The following is a 16,582-nucleotide window of genomic DNA, read 5'->3' as shown; positions in this document are numbered from 1 at the left end:
CTTCACTCCGGTGCAACGCAACTGCGTTTACTGCGGCAACTCCCGCACATCCGCAGTTGCCACTGCACCGAACGTATCGCTCAGCGCATAGCTGATCAGCTTGGCCGCCGAGTCTTCCGGCGTCGACAGTTTGCCGCTGCGCTTCAGTTCCTCGAACTTCTCGCGCATCGGGAACTTGTCCAGCCCCGTGCTGCGAATCTCCGCCTGCATGTTCGTATCGACGACGCCCGGCGCGACGCTGCAAATGCGCAGTGCCCGGTTCTCGTCGAGCGCGACGGAGCGCGCGTGATGATCGAGCGCGGACTTCGCCGCACAGTAGATGCTCCAGCCCGAGTACGGATGACGCGCAGCGCCGCTGGAAATGTGGACGATCCGGCGGTCGCCGGCATCGGGACTTGCGGCGGCGAATGCGCTCGCCAGCATCAACGGCGCGGACACGTTCAGCGTGACGGCTTGCGCGATCGCGGCGACGTCCTGCCCTTCGATGGGACCGATCGGTTGCACCATGCCTGCATTGTTGAACAGCAGCGCAGTTTGCGCGCCTTTCAGGAAGTTGCGCAACGTGGCGCCGGAGAGGAATTGCGCGAGGCGTTCCGCATTCGACAGATCGACTTCGACCTGTTCGAAACCTTGCCGCCCGATGAGCGCGTCATTGCGCGAACGCGAAATGCCGAGCACGGCGATGCCTTGCGCGAGCAGCTGTTCGGCGAGCGCCGCGCCGAGGCCGCGCGTATGACCGGTGACGATGGCGCGAACGGAAGTGGTAGCGTTCATGTCGAGGTTCTAAAGAGCCGTTGATGTGCGGGACATTTTCTCACGCAGCACTTACTCTTGCCGGAAGCGCTCGCGGTATTGCTTCGGTGTCGCGCCAATACGCTTCGTGAACACGATGCGCATGCGGTCGGCCGTGCCGAAGCCGCAATCGTAGGCAATCGTCTTGAGCGCCGCGCCGCTGCTTTCCAGCAGCTTGCGCGCCGTGTCCATCCGCGCGCGCTCGACGAACTCATGCGGCGTCACGCCCGTATCCTGCACGAAGATCCGCGCGAAATTGCGCGCGCTCATCCCCGCGACGTCGGCCAGTTGCTTGACCGTGAAGTTCTCGCGGATGTTCGCCATCACGTGCGCCTGTACCTTTGCGACGGGCGAGGTTTCGTCGGCGGGCGCGGTGAGGTAAGGGCTGAACTGCGATTGCCCGCCCTGCCGCTGCGAGAACACCACAAGGCGCTTCGCCACTTTCAGCGCGGTCTGCGGGCCGTGGTCCTCGGCGACGAGCGCAAGCGCGAGATCGATGCCCGCCGTGACGCCCGCCGATGTCACGAGCCGGTCGTCGCGCAGATAGATGCGATCGAAGTCGACGCGCGCTTTCGGGAATTGCGTCGCGAGTTGTTGCGCGTGCTGCCAGTGCGTCGTGACGTTGCGCTCGTCAAGCAGGCCCGCGTGACCCAACGCGAACGCGCCCGTGCAGATCGAGCCATAGCGCCTGCATTGCGATGCGACGTTCGCGAGCCAGTCCGTCAGGCGCGGATCGGGCGCGCGCTCCGGCAACGCAGGGCCGCCCGCGATCAGCGCGAGATCGAAGGACGAGCGCTTCTGGTCGAACGTTTTGTCGGCGATGAACGTGATGCCGTTCGATGCGCGCAGCGGCTTGCTGTCGGCGGCGAGCAGCGTCACTTCATAGCGGTCGTTGCCGTCGACGAAACCGTTCGCTTCGGAGAAGACATCGACGGGGCCGGCGACATCCAGCGCCTGGACGCCCGGAAAGATCGCTATGGCGACGCTCGGCATTCGATGACCTCGCAGGCAACGCGTTGAAGAGAGCGCACAGGATAGCAAATCCGCTTTTCGGGCCGACGCATAGGCGCCCACGCCACGCATCGCATCGCATTGCATCGCATTGCATCGCGAATAGCGGATATGTACCCACCGAAAGCATTCGAAGCGGCGTCGCGGCACAATATGACGCGTTGCAGTCTCGACACTGCGCGTCATCGTATTCGCCATGACCCTGAAGAACCTCCACCGCCGCCTCGACCTCACGACCTTGCAACTCTTCATCGCCGTCTATGAGGAAGGCACGCTGACGCGCGCCGCGGAACGCGAGGCCATCGCCGTATCCGCAGCGAGCAAGCGTCTGCTCGAACTCGAGCAGGCGGTCGGCGCGACGCTCTTTCAGCGCAACGCGCGCGGCATGACGCTCACGCCCGCGGGCGAAACGCTGCTGCATCACGCGCGCCGCGTGATGCGCGGCATCGAGAACATCGGCATCGAACTCGCGGGACACGCGAGCGGCGTGCGCGGCTATGTGCGGATGATGGCGAACCTCTCCGCGATTGTCGAATTCTTGCCTGAAGATTTGCGCGCGTTTCTCGCCGTCAACGACCGCGTGAAGATCGATCTCGAAGAGCGGCCGAGCGGCGGCGTGGTCGAAGCCGTCGCGGACAGTCTCGCCGATCTCGGAATCTGTTCCGGTGAAGCCGACGCGCGCGGCCTCGAAGCGACGCACTATCGGCACGACGCGCTATGCGTCGTGATGCGCGACGATCATCCGCTCGCGGAACGCACGAGCGTCGCGTTCGCGGAAACGCTCGACAGCGATCACGTCGGCCTGCATTCGGCCAGTTCGATCAACGCGCGCACGCATATGGCCGCGCGCCAGGCGGGCAAGCCGCTCAGGCTGCGCATCCACGTGCCCGGCTTCGACGCCGTGTGCCGGATGATCCAGGCGGGCATGGGCGTCGGCGTGCTGCCGATCAACGTCTACCGCATCATGGGGCGGCCTCTGGGCCTCGTCAGCGTCGCGCTCGAAGACGACTGGGCCGAACGCGATCTCATCATCGTCACGCGCGACGCGGCGCGTCTTTCGCCCGTCGCAAAGCTCTTATTCGACCATCTGCGTTCCGTCGAAGCCTTGTCCAGCAAGGCTTAGCGCGGAGCGTTCGCGAACCGCGAACGGTCGTTGGCGAAATGCGGTTGGACGCTCTGGCAGCCGCGCTTCTAACCTTGTCTCCAACATGAATTCAGATTGGAGACAGCATCATGAGTGGTCCGTTGCAGGGTATCCGCGTCGTCGAAATCGGCACGCTGATCGCGGCGCCGTTCGCCGCGCGGCTGCTCGCCGAGTTCGGCGCGGAAGTCATCAAGATCGAAGCACCCGAAACGGGCGACCCGCTGCGCAAATGGCGCAAGCTGCATGAGGGCACGTCACTCTGGTGGTATCTGCAATCGCGCAACAAGAAGTCGATCTGCGTGAATCTTAAGTCGGCGGAAGGCGCCGACGTCGTCAAGCGTCTCGCCGCCGACGCCGACATCGTCATCGAAAACCTGCGTCCTGGCGCGCTCGAAAAGCTCGGCCTCGGCTGGGACGTGCTGCACGCGATCAACCCGAAGCTCACGATGGTCCGCATTTCCGGCTATGGCCAGACGGGCCCGTATCGCGATCGTCCGGGCTTTGGCGCGATCGGCGAAGCGATGGGCGGCATCCGCTATACGACGGGCGATGTCGATGGCGCGCCGGCGCGTGTCGGCGTGAGCCTCGGCGATTCGCTCGCGTCGCTGCATGGCGTGATCGGCGCGTTGATGTCGGTGCTGCGCGTGAAGACGGGGCAGGGCGACGGACAGGTGGTGGACGTGTCGCTCCTCGAGAGCGTGTTCAACCTGATGGAAAGCCTCGTGCCCGAATTCGATCTGCTCGGCCATGTGCGCGAACGCAGCGGCGGCGCGCTGCCGGGCATTGCGCCATCGAACACGTATCGCACGGAAGACGGCGGCTTCGTCGTGATCGCGGGCAATAGCGATCCGATCTTCAAGCGGCTAATGCATGTGATCGGCCGCCCCGATCTCGCCGATGATCCCGCGCTCGCGCGCAACGATGGCCGCGTCGCGCAGACCGCGATGCTCGATGCCGCGATCACCGCGTGGACCTCGCATCATTCGATCGACGACGTGCTGGCCGCGCTCGAAAGCGCGGAAGTGCCGTCGGGCCGCATCTATTCCGTGGCCGACATCGTCGCCGATCCGCACTACCAGGCGCGCGAGATGTTGCTGAACGCCGACTTGCCGGGCGGCGCGTCGGTGAAGATGCCGGGCATCGTGCCGAAGCTGTCGGAGACGCCGGGCGAAGTGCGCTGGCAAGGCCCCACGCTCGGCGAGCATACGTCGAGCGTGCTGGCCGGGCTCGGCTATGAACAAAGCGAAATCGAGCGGCTGCGCCGCGAAGGAGCCGTGCAATGAACTTCGACCGCGACGATATCCGGTTCGACAAGCTGACCGTGCAGGAAGTCGCGCCGCGCGACGGCTTGCAGATCGAGCCGACGTGGGTCGAAACGGCCGACAAGATCGCGCTGATCGACCAGCTGTCGACGGCAGGCTTTACGCGCATCGAGGCGGGTTCGTTCGTTTCGCCGAAAGCGATTCCCGCGCTGCGCGACGGCGAAGCGGTCTTCACGCAGATCCAGCGACGCGAAGGCGTGATCTTCGTTGCGCTCGTACCCAACGTGAAGGGCGCCGAGCGCGCGCTCGCTGCGCGCGCCGACGAGCTGAACCTCGTGATGTCCGCGAGCCAGACGCATAACCGCGCGAACATGCGGATGAGCTGCGAAGCGTCGCTCGATGCGTTCGGCGATATCGTGCGGCTCGCGCGGCACTTTACGGTGTCGTTGAACGCGACGGTCGCGACCGCATTCGGCTGCCCGTTCGAAGGCGCGATCGACGAAGACCGCATGGTGTCGATCGTCGACGCGTACCGTGAAATGGGCATCAACGGCATCACGCTCGCGGATACGACAGGCATGGCGAACCCGCGCCAGGTCGCGCGGCTCGTCAAGCGCGTGCTGCAACGCGTGCCTGCCGACGCGCTCACGCTGCACTTTCACAACACGCGCGGCCTCGGTCTCGCGAACGTGCTGGCCGCGTATGAAGCGGGCGCGCGCCGTTTCGACGCGGCGCTCGGCGGCCTCGGCGGATGCCCGTTCGCGCCGGGCGCGTCGGGCAACATCTGCACGGAAGACCTCGTCAACATGTGCGACGAAATGGGCATTCCGACGGGCATCGACTTGCAGAAGCTGATCGCGTTGTCGCGCACGCTGCCGGCACTGCTCGGTCACGACGTGCCGGGGCAGCTGATGAAGGCAGGCCGCAATTGCGACGTGCATCCCGTGCCCGATTACGTGGGCGCCATCTGAGTTTCATTCACTTCGACAACAACACTGACGACCGGACGGCATCGCCGAATCCGGCGTGGAGACAAGCATGAGCACACCAGGCGCAGTGGCGGCGGACAGCCGCGACGACAAGCTATCGGCGACAGCCGACATCATCAAAAAGGTAGCGTGGCGGTTGATGCCGCTCATCATGATCTGCTACCTGTTCGCATTCTTCGATCGCATCAACATCAGCTTCGCGAAGTTCCAGCTGCAAAGCGACCTCGGCTTTTCCGATACCGCGTACGGTCTCGGCGCGAGTCTCTTCGTGATCGGCTACGTGCTCTTTGAAGTGCCGAGCAACATGCTGCTGTACAAGGTCGGCGCGCGCAAATGGATCGCGCGGATCATGATTTCATGGGGTCTCGCGACGGCGGCAATGGTCTTCGTCACGAACGAATGGCAGTTCTATGGACTGCGCTTCGTGATCGGCGCGATGGAAGCGGGCTTTGCGCCGGGCGTGCTCTACTATCTGACGCTGTGGTTTCCGGCGAGCTATCGCGGACGTATCACGTCGCTGCTGTTTCTTGCATCGGCGTTTTCGGGTCTGGTCGGCGCACCGATTTCAGGCCTCGTGCTCGGTCAGATGGACGGCGTGTTCGGCATTCGCGGCTGGCATTGGCTCTTCATGCTGGGCGGCTTGCCGTGCGTCGTGCTCGGCATTCTTGTGCTGAAGGTGCTGAAGGATCGCATCGACGATGCAGGCTGGCTGTCGCCCGCCGAGAAAACGTATCTGTCGGCTCAGGTCGCGCAGCAGGCGCAGCCGACGGCGCACGGTCACTCGCTGCTCGGCGCGATTCGCACGCCTGGTTTTCTCACGCTGGGCCTCATCTATTTCCTCATTCAGATCGCGTCTTACGGCCTCAATTTCTGGGCGCCGCATCTGATCCGCAGCGCCGGCACGCAAAGCCCGACGATCATCGGTCTGCTGACGGCCGTGCCGTATATCTGCGGTGCTATCTGCATGGTGGTGGTCGGGCGGATGTCGGACGCGTCGGGCGAGCGCCGCAAGTTCGTGAGCGCGCTGCTGGTGATGGCGGCTGTCGGGTTCTTTGCCGCGGGCTTCTTCGACAAGCAGACTGTGATGCTCGTGGTCGCGCTCGCCGTGCTCGGCGCCGGCGTGATCGCTTCGATTCCCGCGTTCTGGGCGCTGCCGCCGAAGCTCGTGACGGGCGCGGGTGCCGCGGGCGGTATCGCGCTGATCAATACGCTGGGACAGTTGGGCGGAATCGTGAGCCCGGTGATGGTCGGGCGCGTGCGCGACGTGACGGGAAGCACGACGCCTGCGTTGTATGTGATCGGCGCGTTGAGCCTGATCTGCGCGTTGATCGTTCTTTATGGTTTGCCGCAGTCGTTGCGGCAGAAGGATCATACGGGGCAGGCGAACGGGTGATGGGTTCGTGATCCCATGATAAAAAACGCACGGCAATTCGCCGTGCGTTCTTCATTTCAAGCCTTTAAATCAAGCCTTCAACTTCCCCGCCGCCGCATCCTCCCGCGACTGTATCTGCAACACGGCATCGCGCTTATCCAGCAGATGCTGCCGCAAGATCGTGCTAAGACGCTTGCCGTCGCGCGCTTCCAGCGCCTTCAGCATTTCATCGTGATCGTGAATCGCGCGATCCCACTTCGGGGTCTGAAAGTTCGAGCGAAAGCGCAGCGCCTGCAATCTGCGATTCACTGCGACATACGTCTGACGCAGCGCCGAATTGCGCGCGGCCTCGTTGATCTTGTCGTGAATCGCCTGATTGCGGCTGTAGTAGCCGGCCAGATCGTTCTGCGTGCGGCACGCGAGCATCGCATAGTGCAGCGCCTTGATCTCCGTCAGCTCGGCAGCCGTCATGCGCTCGGCGGCCAGTTCGCCTGAAAACGCCTCGAGCCCGCTCATCAGCTCGAACGTCTCGCGTATCTCCGCTTCCGACATCTTCGACACCGACGCGCCGCGATTCGGCTCGATATCGATCAGCCCTTCCGCCGCGAGCACCTTCAGCGCCTCGCGCAGCGGCGTGCGCGAAATGCCGAGCGTCTCGCACAACTCGCGTTCGTTCAGCTTCTTGCCCGGCTCCAGCACGCCTTCGACGATGAAGCGCCGGATGTGTTCGACCACCGTGTCGTGCAGACGCTGGCGTTCGACTTTCGGCATCAGGGGAGGCGGTGTCATGCCTGCGTCAATGTCCGAATTTTGCATACAAAAATCCTCAAGCGATATGCGCCGATTTTAAAGCATGCAAGTCTCTCCAAGGGAATACGCGGGTAAACACTGCCTTGGGCCGATCGCGATCCGTTGTTATAGTTTTTTGCATGCAAAATTCAATCGAGGAGATCGACCGATGCTGAACCTGGACTTTCATCCCGCAGGCCGCCACTTTTTGCAGATTCCGGGTCCGAGCCCGGTGCCCGACCGCATCCTGCGGGCGATGAGCTATCCGACCATCGACCATCGCGGTCCGGAGTTCGGCGCGCTGGGCCTGAAAGTGCTCGAAGGCATCAAGAAGATCTTCAAGACGCAGCAGCCCGTCGTGATCTATCCGGCGTCGGGCACGGGCGCCTGGGAGGCCGCGCTGTCGAACACGCTGAGCCCCGGCGATCACGTGTTGATGTACGAGACGGGCCACTTCGCGACGCTGTGGAAGAAGATGGCCGACAACCTCGGCCTGAAGGCGGAGTTTCTGGGCCTGCCCGGCATCGAAGGCTGGCGGCGCGGCGTGCAGCCGCAGATGATCGAAGCGCGTCTGCGCGAAGACACGCAGCATGCGATCAAGGCCGTGTGCGTCGTGCACAACGAAACGTCGACGGGCGTTACCTCCGACATCGCGGCCGTGCGCCGCGCGATCGATGCGGCGGGCCATCCGGCGCTGCTGCTCGTCGATACGATCTCGGGCCTCGCATGCGCCGACTATCGCCACGACGAATGGGGCGTGGACGTGACCGTGTCCGGCTCGCAGAAGGGCTTGATGCTGCCGCCCGGCATCAGCTTCAACGCGGTATCGCAGAAGGCGATCGAGGCAGGCAAACACGCGAAGCTGCCGCGCGCGTTCTGGGACTGGGCCGAAATCATCGAAATGAACAAGAGCGGCTACTGGCCGTACACGCCGAACACGAACCTGCTGTACGGGCTCTCGGAAGCGCTCGACATGATTCTCGGTGAAGGGCTCGACAACGTGTTCGCGCGTCACGGCCGCCTCGCCGAAGCGTGCCGCCGCGCAGTGCGCGCGTGGGGCCTTGAGATTCAATGCGTCGATCCTTCCGTCTACAGCCCCGTGCTGACGGGTGTGATGATGCCGGATGGCATCGATGCCGATGCGGTGCGCAAGGTTATCTACGAACGCTTCGACATGTCGCTCGGCACGGGCCTCGGCAAGATGAAGGGGCGCATGTTCCGCATCGGCCACTTGGGCGACTGCAACGACCTCACGCTGATGGCCACGCTCGCGGGCGTCGAAATGGGCCTGCAACTCGCGGGCGTGCCCATCGCCGCGAGCGGACTGCCCGCCGCGATGGAGTTCCTGATGTCACAGCCGAACGCGCCGAAGCTCAAGGCGGCCGCGTGATCCGCCGATAAACATCAGCGATGAAGGAAGCGAATCACACTGCTTCCTTCATTCGAAGACGATGACGATGGCGTAGTAACCCCACGCGCCTCGTCAGCGCGACGCACAACAACAAGAAAGAAGCACGCAAGCGAACAGCACCACAGACGCGATCAACGCAAACGGCAGACCACGCAGACAGCGGCTCGCGCGGCATCACGGCTGAACAGCCTGCGCGAACGCGCCGTCGCAAGCAACGGAGACAGACGATGAAGCGGTTTCGTGTGACCAGTGCGACCAGTATCGTTCTACTGATGCTATGCATCATGTACTTCATCACCTACCTTGACCGCGTCAATGTCAGCACGGCGGCTGCGGGCTTCGGCAAGGAGTTTCATCTTTCGCATACGGAAGTCGGCCTCGTCTTCTCGGCCTTCGCGTATCCGTATCTCGTGTTCCAGATCATCGGCGGCTGGGTGAGCGATCGCTTCGGCGCGAAGCGCACGCTGCTCGCGTGCGGCGCGATCTGGGCCGTCGCGACGCTGTTGACGGGCTTCGCGGGCGGCCTGATCTCGCTGCTCGTCGCGCGCGTGCTGCTCGGCTTCGGCGAAGGCGCGACGTTTCCTGCCGCGACGGCTGCAATGTCGCGCTGGGTCGCGAAAGAGAAGCGCGGATTCGCGCAGGGCATCACGCACGCGGCGGCGCGCATCGGCAATGCCGTTGCGCCCGGCGTGATCGTGCTCGTGATGACGACGTGGGGCTGGCGCGAATCGTTCTATATCTGCGGCGCGTTCAGCTTGCTGTGGGTCGTCGTATGGGCGCTGACGTTCACCGAGCATCCGAAAGAGCATCGTCGCATCACGCAGGCGGAACTCGACATGCTGCCCGCGCCGAAAGTCAAAACTGCAAACGTGCCGTGGAAAGCGCTCTTCAAGCGCATGGCACCTGTGACCGTCGTGTACTTCTGCTATGGCTGGACGTTGTGGCTTTTCCTCAGCTGGATTCCGCAGTACTTCCTGCATAGCTATCACCTCGATCTGAAGAAGTCGGCTGTGTTCGCTTCGGCGGTGTTTTTCGCGGGCGTGATCGGCGATACGCTGGGCGGCATCGTCACCGACAAGCTCTTCGAGCGCACGGGCAGCCTCAAGCGCGCACGCAGCTGGATGGTGTCGATCTGCATGCTGCTCACGCTCGCATCGCTGGTGCCGTTGATGCTCACGCACAACCTGTATGTGTCGATGGTGTGTCTGTCGTCGGGCTTCTTCTTTGCCGAGATGACGATCGGGCCGATGTGGGCGATTCCGATGGACATCGCGCCGGAATACTCGGGCACCGCGAGCGGCATGATGAATACGGGCTCGGCGCTCGCGGCGATCATTTCGCCTGTGCTGTCGGGCTATCTGATCGATTCATTCGGCAACTGGGAACTGCCTTTCGTGGGCAGCATGCTGCTGATGGCGATCGGCGTCGTGCTCGCGTTCCGCATGCAACCGGAAAGCCGTTTCGCTGTCGGCGCAGAGCCGAGCGCACAACCTGCCACGCGCTTCAACGCGTGAACCTTGCTAACGTCTGAATGAACATGCTGAGCCGACAACTCGCCGACGCGCGCGCCGATCACACGACGCTCGCGTCGCTCCCGACCGAACTGATTCCCGCCGACGCAAGCGCTGCTTACGCGATCCAGCACGAACTGCTGGCATCGCGCGGCGCGCGCATCGGTGGCTGGAAAATCGGCGCGAAATCCGCCGAGGGCGCGATTCAGGGCGCGCCGCTGCCGTCGAGCGATCTGCATGTCGACGGCGCGCGTCTGCCGCGCGCTCACTACAAGCCGCTCGGCCTCGAACTGGAAATCGCGTTCCGCTTCAACCGGCGTTTCGAGCCCGCGACGAAGGCCTATCATGAAGTGGAAGTGCTTGACGCAATCGACTCGATGGCGGCTACCATCGAAATCGTTGCGAGCCGCTTCGAGCAGTGGCCCAACGTCGACAAGCTCGCGCAACTCGCGGACTTGCAGAATCACGGCGTGTTGATCGCCGGTGAGTTCACGAAGTACCGGCGCGATTTTTCGTTCGTCGCGCCGACGCTCACCTTCACGTTCGAAGAGCGCGACGTCGTGAAGGCGGCGCCTTCGAATCCGTGCGGCGACCCGCGGCGTCTGCTGACATGGCTCGTCAATCACTGCACGCAGCATCGCGGCATTGCCGTGACGCCCGACATGATCGTCACGACGGGTTCCTATACGGGCATGTTCTTCCCACAGGGGGCGGGCACCGCGCGCGGACACATCGAAGGGCTCGCGCCCGTCAGCGTCACGCTCGAATAGTCCCGCTTTTCAGGGCTCGCCTATCGCCTATAAGCGTCGCCTTCCAGGCATTCTCACAGGCCGAAGCACATGTCGAACGCAAACTCCACTCTGCTCGTCAAACCGATTCATCTCGTGCCTTCGTCGGCGCGCACGGGGACGCCGCTCGCCAACCGGCTGCGCAAGGAACTGCGCGGCGACGTGCTGTTCGATGCCGCAAGCCGTGGCCGTTATTCGACGGATGCATCGATCTATCAGATCACGCCGATCGGCGTCGTCGTGCCGCGCGACCAGGACGATCTGCGCGTCGCGCTGGACATCGCGCGCTGCGAGCATGTGCCGCTGCTCGCGCGCGGCGCGGGTTCGAGCCAGTGCGGACAGACGGTGGGCGAGGCGCTCGTCGTCGATACGAGCAAATGGCTCAATCAGGTCATCGACTTCGACAAGGACAAGCGCACGGTGACGGTCGAGCCCGGCATCGTGCTCGATCATCTGAATGCGTGGCTGAAGCCGCATGGCCTGTGGTTTCCCGTCGATGTGTCGACGGCGGCGCAATGCACGATCGGCGGGATGGCGGGCAACAACTCGTGCGGTTCGCGCTCGATCGAATACGGCAACATGGTCCACAACGTCGAAGCGATTGACGCGATTCTCGCGGACGGCACGCAAGCGCATTTCGCTTCGCTGCGCAACGCGCCGCAGGGTGCGCGCTTGCAGCAGATCCTCGAAGGCGTGAAGGCAATTGCGCTGCGCGAGCGCGATGAGATCGTCGCGCGGGTGCCGAAGGTGCTGCGGCGCGTCGCGGGCTACAACATCGATCTGTTCGACTGCCAGAATCCGCGTGCTCATACCGACGATGGCTTTGCAAATCTCGCGCATCTGCTTGTCGGCTCGGAGGGCACGCTCGCGTTCAGCCGCCAGTTGACGCTGAAGCTCACGCCATTGCCCGCGCACAAGACACTGGGCGTGGTGAACTTCCCGACGTTCTGGCAGGCGATGGACTTGACGCAGCACATCGTGAAGCTCGAGCCCGTTGCCGTCGAACTGGTCGATCGCACGATGATCGAGCTCGCGATGAGCAACCCTTCGTTCAGGCCGGTGATCGAAAAGGCGCTGGTCGGCAGGCCGGAAGCGATTCTGCTCGTCGAGTTCGCCGGCGAGGATCGCGATGTGCAGCTCGCGTTGCTCAAGCAGTTGACGGAGCTGATGGCCGATCTCGGTTTGCCCGATTCGGTTGTGCAGATGCCCGACGCCGCCGAACAAAAAGCGTTGTGGGAAGTGCGCAAGGCGGGCCTCAATATCATGATGAGCATGAAGGGCGATGGCAAGCCCGTGTCGTTCATCGAAGATTGCGCGGTGCCGCTCGAACACCTCGCCGAATACACGAGCCGGCTCACGGACGTGTTTCATCGCAACGGCACGGAAGGGACGTGGTACGCGCATGCGAGCGTCGGCACGCTGCACGTGCGGCCCATTCTCGACATGCGCCGCGACGGCGCGAAGAAGATGCGCGCCATCGCGGAAGAAGCGGCCGCGCTCGTGCGCGAATACAAGGGCGCGTATTCGGGCGAGCATGGCGATGGCCTGTGCCGCGGCGAATGGGTTGCGTGGCAGTACGGTCCGCGCATCAATCAGGCGTTCAGCGAGATCAAGGCGCTTTTCGATCCCGACAACCGGATGAATCCGGACAAGATCGTGCGTCCGCCGAAGATGGACGACACGCGCAACTTCCGTTTTGCGCCCGGATACAAGGTGCGTCCGTTGATGCCCGCGCTCGACTGGTCGTCGTGGAATGTCGAGCGCGATCCGCTGACGGGCGTGGAAACGGCACCCGGAACGGGCAGCGATCTGGCGGGCGGCCTCGCGAAAGCCGTCGAGATGTGCAACAACAACGGACATTGCCGCAAGTTCGATGCGGGCACGATGTGTCCGAGCTATCGCGTGACGAAAGACGAGCAGCATGTGACGCGCGGGCGCGCGAATACGTTGCGGCTCGCGCTGTCGGGGCAGCTCGGCGCGGAAGGGCTCGCGAGCGAGGACGTGAAGGATACGCTCGATCTGTGCGTGTCGTGCAAGGGCTGCAAGCGCGATTGCCCGACGGGCGTCGACATGGCGAAGTTCAAGATCGAGGCGCGCGCAGCGTGGGCGCAAAAGCACGGTCTGCGCTTGCGCGAGAAGATGATCGCGTTCATGCCGCGTTATGCGGCGATGGCGGCCCGCATGCCCAGCGTGTTCGCATTCGCTGCGAACCTGTCGCCGGTGAAGCGCGCGTTGGGCTTTGCGCCGCAGCGTTCGTTGCCGCGCTTCGTCAAGCCGTTTCTGAGCGACGCCAATGTGAAGGCTGCATCTTCGAAGGCGCCGAAAGAAACGCAGAAAGAAGTGCTGCTATTCGTCGATACGTTCAACAACAGCATCGAACCGGAGAACGCGCGCGCTGCGCAACAGGTGCTCGAAGCAGCGGGTTATACCGTGCACTTCAATACGCGCGCAGGGGAGCGTCCTCTGTGCTGCGGACGCACGTTCCTCGCAGCGGGTCTCGTCGACGAAGCGAAGCGCGAGGCGCGCAGAGTGCTCGATGCGTTCAGGCCGTTCGTCGAGCGCGGCGTATCCGTGGTCGGGCTGGAACCGTCGTGTCTGCTGTCGTTGCGTGACGAGTTTCTGCAATACGGCTTCGGTGAAGAGGCGGAGCGTTTGTCGAAGCGCGCGATGCTGTTCGAGGAATTTCTCGTCAGCGAACAGAAGGCTGGCCGCCTGAAGCTCGAATTGAAACCGCTAGACGGTGGCGTGAATCAGGCGCTCGTGCACGGTCACTGTCATCAGAAGGCGTTCGATGCGTTTTCGCCCGTGCAAACCGTGCTGAAGTGGATTCCTGAGCTGAAGGTGTCGACGGTCGAATCGTCGTGCTGTGGGATGGCGGGCAGCTTCGGGTATGAAGCCGAGCATTACGACGCATCGATGGCGATGGCCGAGTTGTCGTTACTACCCGCCGTGCGCAAGATCGACGCGAATACCGTGATGGTCGCCGACGGGACGAGCTGCCGTCATCAGATTCACGACGGCGCGGGTGTCGATGCGTTGCATGTTGCGCGGGTGTTGGCGCGGGCGTTGAAGTAGGGGTAACGCGGAAGCCTTCGCTTCGAACACGAACACGAACACGACGAACACGGAGCGAAGTCTTCCACACAACGAGTCTCAACGCGCGATATCCCGCAAAAACTCAGACACCTTCGCAAGCCCCGCAAGCAGCACATCGCGATTGTTCGCATAGCCGATGCGCACATAACCTTCCACATCGAGCGCGCTGCCCGGCGTGAACATCACGCCCGTTTTTTCAATCAGCGCGACGCAGAAATCGCGCGACGGCATATCGACATCGACACGCACCAGCGCCGTCGTGCCCGACTTCGGCTTCACCCAGGACAGCAGCGGCTCTTTCGCGATCCACGCATCGAGCAGCGCGAGATTCGTGCGCAGAATGCCGTGATTGCGTTCGAGAATCGCCGTGCGGTTTTCGAGCGCGATCGACGCGAGCAGATCATTGAGCATGCCGACGCTGATCGTGTTGTAGTCGCGATGAATCCGCACGCGCTCGACGATCTCAACAGGCGCGGCGATCCAGCCCACGCGCAGGCCTGCGAGCGACCATGTCTTCGACATGCTGCCGGTGCTGATGCCTTTCTCGTAGATATCCGCGATCGATGCCGTGAAGCCGTTGCCGTCCTGATCGGTGCCGCGATATACCTCGTCGCAGAGCACGTAGGCGCCGCATGAACGCGCGATTTGCGCGATCTGTTCGAGGAACACGCGGTCCATCAGCGAACCCGTCGGGTTGTTCGGATTGTTGATCGCGATGACGCGCGTTGTCGGCGTCACCATGCGCTTCAGTTCATCGAGATCGGGCAGGAACGCGTTTTCCTCGCGCAAACGCAGAACGTCGACGTTCGCGCCGTAGCTCTCCGGAATCGAATAGTGCTGCTGATACGTGGGCAACACGGAGATCACATGATCGCCGGGTTCGACGAGCGTTTCGTAGACCAGTGCGTTCGCGCTGATCGCGCCATGCGTGATCAGCACGTTCGGCACACGCTGCTTCTCATACAGCGACGCGACGTTGCTACGCAGCCGCTCAGTGCCGTCGATCGCGCCATACGTCAGCTTCATCGGCAGAATCTCGCCGGGCAGCGCATCTTCCTTGCCCGCGATCCTCAGCAATTCGCCGACCGTCAGTGATTCCACGCACGTTTCCGCCAGATTCAGCTCGCAATGGTTCTCGTAGAGATCCATCCAGCGTTCGACTCCGAATTCCCTGATTTGCATGAGTTCTGTCCTCGAGTGAAAGCAGTGGCATAGGGCGCGGCAAATGCGCGGCGCGGCTCGTGTTTGACTATAGACTATTTGTCTAAAATGGACAAATTGAGTCGACCGATCTCGTGAGAGGCGGCCTCGACGGATGAGCGCGCGTCAGAAGACGTCGCGCTTGACGCACTCAACGAAGAAAGCCAAGGGAAAAGAGTACGCCGCGAAAGCGGCGCGAGGCGTGAAGCTTCAGCCCGCGCGCAGCGCTTGTCGATAGACGGCGGGCGACACGCCGGTGCCTTGACGGAACCGGTGGCTGAAGTGGCTCGCGTTCGCGTAGCCGCATTGCGTCGCGATTTCGGCGAGCGGCATTGCCGTCGTGCGCAGCAGCGTGCGCGCGCGTTCAAGCCTTTGCCGCGCGATCCACGCGTGCGGCGGCAGACCGAACGACGTGCGGAACATCCGCGCGAGATGAAATTCGGAGAGGTTCGCGACGGCGGCCAGTTCGCCGAGCGTGAGCGGCTGCGTCAGATTCGTGTCGATGTAATCGCGCAGACGGCGGCGCGTCGCGACGGCGAGACCGCCTTTGAGCACGGCGTCCGTGCGGTTCACACCCTGCGAGCGCAACAGCAGGCTCAACACTTCGTGCGACGTTTCGTTTGCACGCAAGCGGCCGTCGGCGTCGTCCCAAGTGTCGCTCGCGAGCGACTGGCACAGGCTCGCAATGCGCTCGTCCTCGAAGTACGTCCGATCGGCCAGCGTCAGTTCGCGCGGCTCGCGGTCGAGTTCGCGGATCGCGCGCTGCGTGAAGTGCTCGGGCAGGAAATACAGATGCATGAAGTGCATATGGCCGCGCACCCACCAGCGCGATTCGTGATCGCCGGGCAGCGCGCACAAACGGCTCGGCGCGCCGTAGCGCCCCGGCAGCTTTTGGCGCTCGGTGCGATAGCCGCCGTCGAGATAGCACGACAGCGTGTGATGGCCGGGCTGATCGTAGACCGTCTCGGCCTCTTTGGTCTCGCGCGTCCAGATCGCGATGGCCAGCTTGTCGCCGAGCCACGCGAAACGCTCGAGCGTCGCATTCGACTCGCTGAGCGTCTGGCAGACCGAATGCAGGCCGAACGGCGGATCGGCGGGGTCGGTCGTGGCAATGGACGAAATGTTCACGTGAATGAGAGGCTGAAACGGATGAGGCGTCGTTCGACAAGTATACGGCCTGGTGCGTTGCGCCTTCGCCGGCTGCTCGAAAGTGCGCA

Annotated in this window: 13 protein-coding genes; 8 read left to right on the top strand and 5 right to left on the bottom strand. The window is 63.3% G+C overall.

Annotated features, from left to right (window positions below; all coding sequences use genetic code 11):
• Positions 1-27 precede the first annotated feature (27 nt).
• Both GCT13_RS00465 and GCT13_RS00460 read right to left on the bottom strand, forming a co-directional pair.
• Entirely contained in the window at positions 28-774 is a 747-nt protein-coding gene (locus GCT13_RS00465; protein ID WP_152754825.1) for an SDR family oxidoreductase, read from the bottom strand.
• Between the two features lie 51 nt (positions 775-825).
• Positions 826-1,785, bottom strand: coding sequence for a GlxA family transcriptional regulator (locus tag GCT13_RS00460; RefSeq protein WP_152754824.1), 960 nt, complete (start codon positions 1,783-1,785; stop codon positions 826-828).
• A 214-nt stretch (positions 1,786-1,999) separates the two neighbouring features.
• On the opposite strand from GCT13_RS00460, the gene GCT13_RS00455 reads away from it, so the two are divergent.
• The 4 genes from GCT13_RS00455 to GCT13_RS00440 all read left to right on the top strand — a co-directional run bounded on the left by GCT13_RS00455 (position 2,000) and on the right by GCT13_RS00440 (position 6,591).
• Complete coding sequence (locus GCT13_RS00455) at positions 2,000-2,926, top strand: LysR family transcriptional regulator (RefSeq protein ID WP_152754823.1); 927 nt, start codon at positions 2,000-2,002, stop codon at positions 2,924-2,926.
• A gap of 110 nt (positions 2,927-3,036) precedes the next feature.
• Positions 3,037-4,230, top strand: a complete 1,194-nt coding sequence (locus tag GCT13_RS00450; RefSeq protein ID WP_152754822.1) for a CaiB/BaiF CoA transferase family protein — start codon at positions 3,037-3,039, stop codon at positions 4,228-4,230.
• A complete protein-coding gene (locus tag GCT13_RS00445) occupies positions 4,227-5,180 on the top strand; it encodes a hydroxymethylglutaryl-CoA lyase (protein WP_152754821.1) in 954 nt (317 codons plus the stop codon). The genes GCT13_RS00450 and GCT13_RS00445 overlap by 4 nt, the downstream gene beginning before the upstream one ends.
• Before the next feature lie 67 nt (positions 5,181-5,247).
• Complete coding sequence (locus GCT13_RS00440; protein WP_152754820.1) at positions 5,248-6,591, top strand: MFS transporter; 1,344 nt, start codon at positions 5,248-5,250, stop codon at positions 6,589-6,591.
• A 69-nt stretch (positions 6,592-6,660) separates the two neighbouring features.
• Here GCT13_RS00440 and GCT13_RS00435 read toward each other — a convergent pair whose 3' ends face one another.
• Complete coding sequence (locus GCT13_RS00435) at positions 6,661-7,386, bottom strand: GntR family transcriptional regulator (protein ID WP_152754819.1); 726 nt, start codon at positions 7,384-7,386, stop codon at positions 6,661-6,663.
• A gap of 142 nt (positions 7,387-7,528) precedes the next feature.
• Here GCT13_RS00435 and GCT13_RS00430 point away from each other — a divergent pair, with 142 nt between their 5' ends.
• The 4 genes from GCT13_RS00430 (at position 7,529) to GCT13_RS00415 (ending at position 14,144) form a co-directional block, all read left to right on the top strand.
• Positions 7,529-8,749 (top strand): pyridoxal-phosphate-dependent aminotransferase family protein, encoded by a 1,221-nt coding sequence (locus GCT13_RS00430; RefSeq protein WP_152754818.1) that lies wholly within the window; start codon positions 7,529-7,531, stop codon positions 8,747-8,749.
• Between the two features lie 248 nt (positions 8,750-8,997).
• Positions 8,998-10,284, top strand: a complete 1,287-nt coding sequence (locus GCT13_RS00425; protein ID WP_152754817.1) for an MFS transporter — start codon at positions 8,998-9,000, stop codon at positions 10,282-10,284.
• A 17-nt stretch (positions 10,285-10,301) separates the two neighbouring features.
• The gene (locus GCT13_RS00420; protein WP_152754816.1) at positions 10,302-11,051 is read left to right on the top strand and encodes a 2-keto-4-pentenoate hydratase; all 750 of its coding nucleotides are present in this window, start codon (positions 10,302-10,304) and stop codon (positions 11,049-11,051) included.
• Between the two features lie 69 nt (positions 11,052-11,120).
• Positions 11,121-14,144 (top strand): FAD-binding and (Fe-S)-binding domain-containing protein, encoded by a 3,024-nt coding sequence (locus GCT13_RS00415; RefSeq protein ID WP_152754815.1) that lies wholly within the window; start codon positions 11,121-11,123, stop codon positions 14,142-14,144.
• Positions 14,145-14,222: 78 nt separating this feature from the next.
• Here the strand turns inward: GCT13_RS00415 and GCT13_RS00410 are convergent, their stop codons facing one another.
• Both GCT13_RS00410 and GCT13_RS00405 read right to left on the bottom strand, forming a co-directional pair.
• Positions 14,223-15,347 carry an aminotransferase gene (locus GCT13_RS00410; protein WP_152754814.1) on the bottom strand — a complete coding sequence of 375 codons (1,125 nt, stop codon included), beginning with the start codon at positions 15,345-15,347 and terminating at the stop codon, positions 14,223-14,225.
• A 228-nt stretch (positions 15,348-15,575) separates the two neighbouring features.
• On the bottom strand, positions 15,576-16,499 hold the full coding sequence (locus tag GCT13_RS00405; RefSeq protein WP_407670724.1) for a helix-turn-helix domain-containing protein: 924 nt from the start codon (positions 16,497-16,499) through the stop codon (positions 15,576-15,578).
• Positions 16,500-16,582 lie beyond the last annotated feature (83 nt).

Source organism: Paraburkholderia franconis (assembly GCF_009362735.1).
GTDB classification, from domain to species: Bacteria; Pseudomonadota; Gammaproteobacteria; order Burkholderiales; family Burkholderiaceae; genus Paraburkholderia; species Paraburkholderia franconis.
This window is presented reverse-complemented; position numbering and strand designations above follow the sequence as displayed.